Origin of the sequence: Streptomyces sp. NPDC005576 (assembly GCF_042871745.1) — a bacterium.
Classification (GTDB): Bacteria; Actinomycetota; Actinomycetes; order Streptomycetales; family Streptomycetaceae; genus Streptomyces.
The window spans coordinates 331,913-338,359 of record NZ_JBIAJC010000011.1 but is presented as its reverse complement, the minus strand read 5'-3'; the positions used below and the strand labels follow the sequence as shown (position 1 = coordinate 338,359).

The 6,447-nt window shown below is 68.6% G+C and carries 7 protein-coding genes; 2 read left to right on the top strand and 5 right to left on the bottom strand.

The genetic code is table 11. From position 1 onward, the window contains the following. Window positions 1-354 precede the first annotated feature (354 nt). The 3 genes from ACFYPN_RS21915 to thyX all read right to left on the bottom strand — a co-directional run bounded on the left by ACFYPN_RS21915 (window position 355) and on the right by thyX (window position 3,959). Entirely contained in the window at window positions 355-2,040 is a 1,686-nt protein-coding gene (locus ACFYPN_RS21915; protein ID WP_358756803.1) for a ribonuclease J, read from the bottom strand. A gap of 129 nt (window positions 2,041-2,169) precedes the next feature. Next, window positions 2,170-3,069 carry a 4-hydroxy-tetrahydrodipicolinate synthase gene (gene dapA / locus ACFYPN_RS21910; protein ID WP_358756801.1) on the bottom strand — a complete coding sequence of 300 codons (900 nt, stop codon included), beginning with the start codon at window positions 3,067-3,069 and terminating at the stop codon, window positions 2,170-2,172. A 152-nt stretch (window positions 3,070-3,221) separates the two neighbouring features. Further along, complete coding sequence (thyX, locus tag ACFYPN_RS21905) at window positions 3,222-3,959, bottom strand: FAD-dependent thymidylate synthase (RefSeq protein WP_389300250.1); 738 nt, start codon at window positions 3,957-3,959, stop codon at window positions 3,222-3,224. Window positions 3,960-4,146: 187 nt separating this feature from the next. Here thyX and ACFYPN_RS21900 point away from each other — a divergent pair, with 187 nt between their 5' ends. Beyond that, window positions 4,147-4,386 carry a hypothetical protein gene (locus ACFYPN_RS21900; protein ID WP_358756797.1) on the top strand — a complete coding sequence of 80 codons (240 nt, stop codon included), beginning with the start codon at window positions 4,147-4,149 and terminating at the stop codon, window positions 4,384-4,386. 94 nt (window positions 4,387-4,480) lie between these two features. Next, window positions 4,481-5,029, top strand: coding sequence for a hypothetical protein (locus ACFYPN_RS21895; protein WP_358756795.1), 549 nt, complete (start codon window positions 4,481-4,483; stop codon window positions 5,027-5,029). A gap of 135 nt (window positions 5,030-5,164) precedes the next feature. On the opposite strand, the gene ACFYPN_RS21890 is transcribed toward ACFYPN_RS21895, so the two are convergent. Both ACFYPN_RS21890 and dapB read right to left on the bottom strand, forming a co-directional pair. Next, window positions 5,165-5,620, bottom strand: coding sequence for a hypothetical protein (locus ACFYPN_RS21890; protein ID WP_358756793.1), 456 nt, complete (start codon window positions 5,618-5,620; stop codon window positions 5,165-5,167). Between the two features lie 11 nt (window positions 5,621-5,631). Next, window positions 5,632-6,384, bottom strand: coding sequence for a 4-hydroxy-tetrahydrodipicolinate reductase (dapB, locus tag ACFYPN_RS21885; RefSeq protein ID WP_358756791.1), 753 nt, complete (start codon window positions 6,382-6,384; stop codon window positions 5,632-5,634). Window positions 6,385-6,447: the final 63 nt, after the last annotated feature.

Sequence of the window (6,447 nt, the reverse complement as noted above, 5' to 3'; positions counted from 1 at the left end):
ACTCTATCAGACACTTTCATGTCCGATTCCCGGTCGAAGCGGGTCAAGCGGTTTTCGCTTTCCAGTTCTTCGCTTTCGCGTTTCCCTTTCCGGCGAGTCCGACCTTACCAGACTTGTTTCCGTTCCGTTTCCGGTCCGAAAGTAATTCCGGCGGCCTGTCGGAGGCCTTTGCCTTTCGGCGGGTCCGACGTTATCAGAGATTCTGAGTCGGAATTTCCGATCCGACCCGACCCGGGCCTGCTTCCGCGCACGAGTGCGCGACCTGCTTCCCGCTCGGAGGAGATCCAAACGTACTGGAGCGGGGTGCCTCGATGCAAATCGAGGCACCCCGCTCCAGGGGGGCTGCCGGTGAGATCAGACCTCTACGACGACCGGGAGGATCATCGGGCGCCGGCGGTAGGTGTCGGAGACCCACTTGCCCACCGAGCGACGGATCAGCTGCTGGAGCTGGTGCGGCTCCATGACGCCGTCCTGGGCCGACTTGTTGAATGCCTCCTCGATCTTCGGCACGACGGCGGTGAACGCCGCGTCCTCGATGCCGGAGCCCCGCGCCTGGATGTGGGGGCCACCCACGATCTTGCCGGAGTTGGTGTCGACCACGATGAAGACCGAGATGATCCCCTCGTCACCGAGGATGCGGCGGTCCTTGAGGGAGGTCTCGGTGACGTCGCCGACGGAGAGCCCGTCCACGTAGACGTAGCCGGCCTGGACCTTGCCGACGATCTTCGCCTTGCCGTCGATGAGGTCGACGACCACGCCGTCCTCCGCGATGACGATGTGGTCCTTGGGGACACCCGTCAGCGCGCCGAGCTCGGCGTTGGCCCGCAGGTGGCGCCATTCGCCGTGTACCGGCATCAGGTTCTTCGGCTTGCAGATGTTGTAGAAGTACAGCAGCTCGCCGGCCGAGGCGTGGCCCGAGACGTGCACCTTGGCGTTGCCCTTGTGGACGACGTTGGCGCCCCAGCGGGTCAGGCCGTTGATCACGCGGTACACCGCGTTCTCGTTGCCCGGGATGAGCGACGACGCCAGGATGACCGTGTCTCCCTGGACGATCCGGATCTGGTGGTCGCGGTTGGCCATGCGCGACAGCGCGGCCATGGGCTCCCCCTGCGAACCCGTGCAGACGAGGACCACCTCGTCGTCCGGGAGGTCGTCGAGCGTCTTGACGTCGACGACGAGCCCGGCCGGTACCTTGAGGTACCCCAGGTCACGGGCGATGCCCATGTTGCGGACCATCGAGCGGCCGACGAAGGCGACCCGGCGACCGTACTCGTGGGCCGCGTCCAGGATCTGCTGGATGCGGTGGACGTGGCTGGCGAAGCTCGCCACGATGATCCGCTTCTGCGCGTTGGCGAAGACCGTGCGCAGGACGTTGGAGATGTCCTTCTCCGGCGGGACGAAGCCCGGGACCTCGGCGTTCGTCGAGTCGGCGAGGAGCAGGTCGATGCCCTCCTCGCTGAGCCGCGCGAACGCGTGCAGGTCGGTGAGCCGGCCGTCCAGCGGGAGCTGGTCCATCTTGAAGTCGCCGGTGGCCACCGCCATGCCCGCAGGAGTGCGGATGGCGACCGCGAGGGCGTCCGGGATGGAGTGGTTGACCGCGATGAACTCGCAGTCGAAGACACCGATGCGCTCCCGCTGTCCCTCGATGACCTCGAGGGTGTACGGGCGGATGCGGTGCTCCTGGAGCTTCGCCTCGATCAGCGCGAGCGTGAGCTTGGAACCGATCAGCGGGATGTCGGGCTTCAGGCGCAGCAGGTACGGCACGCCACCGATGTGGTCCTCGTGGCCGTGCGTGAGGACGATGCCCTCCACGTCGTCCAGGCGGTCCCGGATCGTGGTGAAGTCCGGCAGGATCAGGTCGATGCCCGGCTGCTCCTCTTCGGGGAAGAGGACGCCGCAGTCGACGATGAGCAGGCGGCCGCCGTACTCGAAGACCGTCATGTTGCGGCCGATCTCGCCGAGGCCGCCGAGAGGGGTGACCCTCAGGGCGCCCTTCGGCAGCTTCGGCGGCGTACCGAGTTCGGGATGCGGATGACTCAAAAGACTCTCCTTACCACGCACGCCACGTACCGCTTGGGCACGTGGCGCGTGTGTCATTCGTGCACTTGCTCTTGTCAGGGGATGAACGCGTGCGAGCTTTCCTCGCGTATTCAGTTGTGAAGTCCGTGGTTACAGCTCTACCCCACCGGCGGCCAGGTCGACCTTGAGCTGTGCCGTCTCCTGTGCGGTGAGTTCCACCAGCGGGAGGCGCAGCGGGCCGGCCGGGAGGCCCTGGAGGGTCAGGGCGGCCTTCGTGGTGATGACGCCCTGTGTGCGGAACACCCCGGTGAAGACGGGGAGCAGCTTCTGGTGGATCTCGATGGCCTTCTGCACGTCGCCGCCGAGGTACGCCTCGATCAGCGCCCGCATGTCCGGGGTCACGAAGTGGCCGACGACGGAGACGACGCCCACCGCGCCCACCGAGAGCAGCGGGAGGCTGAGCATGTCGTCGCCGGAGTACCAGGCGAGGCCGGAGCGCGCGATGGCCCAGCCGGCCCGGCCGAGGTCGCCCTTGGCGTCCTTGTTGGCCACGATCCGCGGGTGCTCCGCGAGCCGGACCAGGGTCTCGGTCTCGATCGGTACGCCGCTGCGCCCGGGGATGTCGTACAGCATGACCGGCAGGCCGGTGGAGTCGGCGATCGCGGTGAAGTGCCGGTGCAGGCCCTCCTGCGGCGGCTTGTTGTAGTACGGGGTCACCGCGAGGAGGCCGTGGGCTCCCGCTCGCTCGGCGGCGCGGGCGAGCTCGACGCTGTGGCGGGTGTCGTTGGTGCCGATGCCCGCGACGACGTGGGCGCGGTCACCGACCGCTTCGCGTACGGCTCGTACGAGCTGGTCTTTCTCCGCGTCGCTGGTGGTGGGCGACTCGCCGGTGGTGCCGTTGACGACGAGGCCGTCGTTTCCGGCGTCCACCAGGTGGGTCGCGAGCCGCTGGGCGCCGTCGAGGTCGAGTGCGCCGTCCGCCGTGAAGGGCGTGACCATAGCGGTGAGGACCCGCCCGAAGGGGGTCTGCGGAGTGGAGATCGGAGCCATGGGGAACACGCTACTCGTTGCTCGGCCCGGGATGTCCCCCAGGGGAACGTCGATCGTGGAACCCGGCACTGCCTGCTCGGGGGTTCAAGCAGTGCCGGGTCCGTTTGATCAGCCTAGATGAACTTCATGAAACGCCGCAATACGGACACCGCCTACGGGGCTACCCGTCCGTTTTTGTTGAAGGCGGCATGAGTGAGGGGCATGAGACGCGCCCAACGCTCCTCCATCCGCTCACCGACCATCTCGATCTCGCGCTGCGGGAAGGACGGAACCGTCGCCAGTTCGTGCTGGGTGCGCAGGCCGAGGAAGTGCATCAGCGAGCGCGCGTTGCAGGTGGCGTACATCGACGAGAAGAGGCCGACGGGCAGGACGGCCCGGGCCACCTCACGGGCGACACCGGCGGCGAGCATCTCCTGGTAGGCGTCGTACGCCTGGCGGTACGAGTCCTCCATGACGCGTCCCGTGAGGTCCGCCTGCGCCTCGGTGCCGTCGACGAACTCGTACTTGCCGGGGCGGCCCTGCTGGACCAGCTTGCGCGACTCGCCGGGGACGTAGAAGACGGGCTGGAGCTCCCGGTAACGGCCCGATTCCTCGTTGTACGACCAGCCGACTCGGTGCCGCATGAACTCGCGGAACACGAAGATCGGGGCGCTGATGAAGAACGTCATCGAGTTGTGCTCGAAAGGGCTGCCGTGACGGTCGCGCATCAGATAATTGATGAGACCCTTGGAACGCTCCGGATCCTTGGTGACCTCCTCCAGCGACTGCTCCCCCGCGGTCGACACGCGGGCGGCGAACAGGACGTCGGCATCGCCCGCGGCGTGTTTCACCAGTTCGACGGTGACATCGCTGCGGAAACTGGGCTTCGCGGGCTCGGGGGTGTCGGTCACCGGCGGGGTCCTTCCATTTGCTTCGCTCGGGCGGCGTCCACTCTACGGGGCCGCGTACCGCGCCCGGTCCGGGGAAAACTCCGAACGGACCGGCAGATGGGGCACCGATTCGGCGTTCCGCGCGTCTGACACTGCAGCAGCACGTTCACCACAGCTCTCTTCGCTCAGCCCCAAGGAGATTTTCCTCATGTTCCGCCGGCGTGAATCCGTCCCGTTCTCATTCGTAGCCGAGGCCGAGCGGTTCCGCAGCAATGTCACTCCGCCGCCCCGGGAACGCGCCAGCGTCTCCGAGCTGGCGGGCCGCTCCCTCGTGGGGCTCGTCGTGGTGGCGGGTCTCGTGGGCTCGCTCCTCTTCGGGCTGCCCGCGCTCGATCCCGACCAGGCACCCGCACACCACCAGAAGTCCGAAGCGTCCCAGGATCGCTGACTCGTACGGCCCCCTGGGGTGGTCGGAGCGGGAGGCCGTCGGTAGCCTCACCGGGCACAGCAATATCGAGCGTGCTTGTGAGTGAGGATCAGTCGTGCCCCTGCCCTTCCTGACGGCCGACCGCGCGTTCGACGCGGGTGCGGAGGACGTCGCGCTGCCGTTCGACGATCACGACAGCTGGCGGCGCCCCTACCGTCCCGGGCCCTGGCGGGTCTCGGCGGCGGCGGGGCTGCTGCTGCTGGCGTCGTTCGTCCTCTTCGCGGCGATGATCATCGGTGTGGCCGGTGAGCCTTCGGGCGCACTGCTCTGCATGACGCTCGCCGCGGTGGTGATCGCCTGCGCGCTGCGGCTGCTGCGCGTCGGCGCCTGGGTGAGCCGGCACGGCGTACGCCGGGTCGGTTTCTTCCGCACCACCACGGTGGCATGGAGCCGGACCGGAACGGTCCGTACGGTCCAGCAGCCGGTGAAATGGCTCGGTCTTCCCCGGACCGTGCAGGGACAGGCCCTGATCGTGGCCCGTCGGGGCGACGGCTCGCTGCCGCCGCTGATGACGGACCACGACGCGGACTTCCTGTCCCGGTCCGAGGCGTTCGACCGCGCCACGGATTCCATCGAGGCGTGGGCGGACGAGTACCGGCGCTGAGGCGCCGCTCCCGTTCGCTCCCCGTTCGAGACGTTCCCGCGCGACCCCCGGTGATCCGGGGTGACAAGCCGGTACGGCACCGCCGGGCCGTGGCCGATCATTCGCCCGCCCGACGGGAATGATCGGCCACGGCCTTTAGGCGGCGCGTACCGGCTTGTCGGCGTGCAGGGCGATGGCGCGCTGCATCGCCTTGCGTGCCCTGGGCGTGTCGCGGGCGTCCTGATAAGCGACGGCCAGCCGGAACCAGCAGCGCCAGTCGTCCGGCGCGTCCTCGGTCTCCTCCCGGCGGCGGGCGAAGACCGCGTCGGCGGAATCCCGGTCGATCCGGCCGGACGGGGTCCGCACGAGCTCGTCGACGGGCAGCCCGCCCTCCGCCTCCAGCTCGGCCGCGAGCGCGTTGGCTCTCGCCACGAACTGGGTGTTCTTCCAGAGGAACCAGACGCCGATCACCGGCAGGATGAGCACCGCCACCCCGAAGGTGACCGTGATCAGGGTGCCGTGCCGGATGAGGAGCAGACCCCTGCTGCCGGCCAGGACGAAGTAGAAGACCAGGACGGCGGCGGTGACGAAGTACGAGATCTTTGCGCGCATGGCGGGGACCGTCAGTTCAGATCGAGGAAGTGTTCCAGCCCGAAGGTGAGGCCGGGAGTGGTGACCACGCGGCGGACTCCCAGCAGGATGCCGGGCATGAAGCTGCTGTGGTGCAGGGAGTCGTGGCGCAGGGTGAAGGTCTCGCCCTCGCCGCCCAGCAGCACCTCCTGGTGCGCGAGGAGCCCGCGCAGCCGTACGGAGTGCACCGGGACGCCGTCCACGTCCGCGCCCCGGGCGCCTTCCAGCCCGGTCGCGGTGGCGTCCGGCTGGGGCGCGAGTCCGGCCTTCGCGCGGGCGGCAGCGATGAGCTGGGCCGTCCGGGTCGCGGTGCCGGAGGGCGCGTCGGCCTTGTTCGGGTGGTGGAGTTCGATGACCTCCACCGACTCGAACCAGGGCGCGGCAGCCTGGGCGAACTTCATGGTGAGGACGGCTCCGACGGAGAAGTTCGGCGCGATGAGCACGCCGGTCGCCGGGGACTCGTCCAGCAGGCCGGTGAGGCGTGCGAGGCGCTCGTCGGTCCAGCCGGTGGTGCCGACGACGGCGTGGATGCCGTTGCGTACGCAGAACTCCAGGTTGTCCATCACCGCGTCGGGGTGGGTGAGTTCCACCGCGACCTGGGCGCCGGCGTCCGTGAGGGCCTCCAGCGCGTCGCCCCGGCCGAGAGCGGCCACCAGCTCCAGGTCCTCGGCGGCCTCGACGGCCCGTACCGCTTCCGATCCGATGCGGCCCTTGGCGCCGATGACGGCCACACGCAGCTTGCTCATGTGCTCTGCTTCCTTGATCGAAGGGAGAGGGTTACGGGTCGTCGAAGCCCGCCTGACAGCACG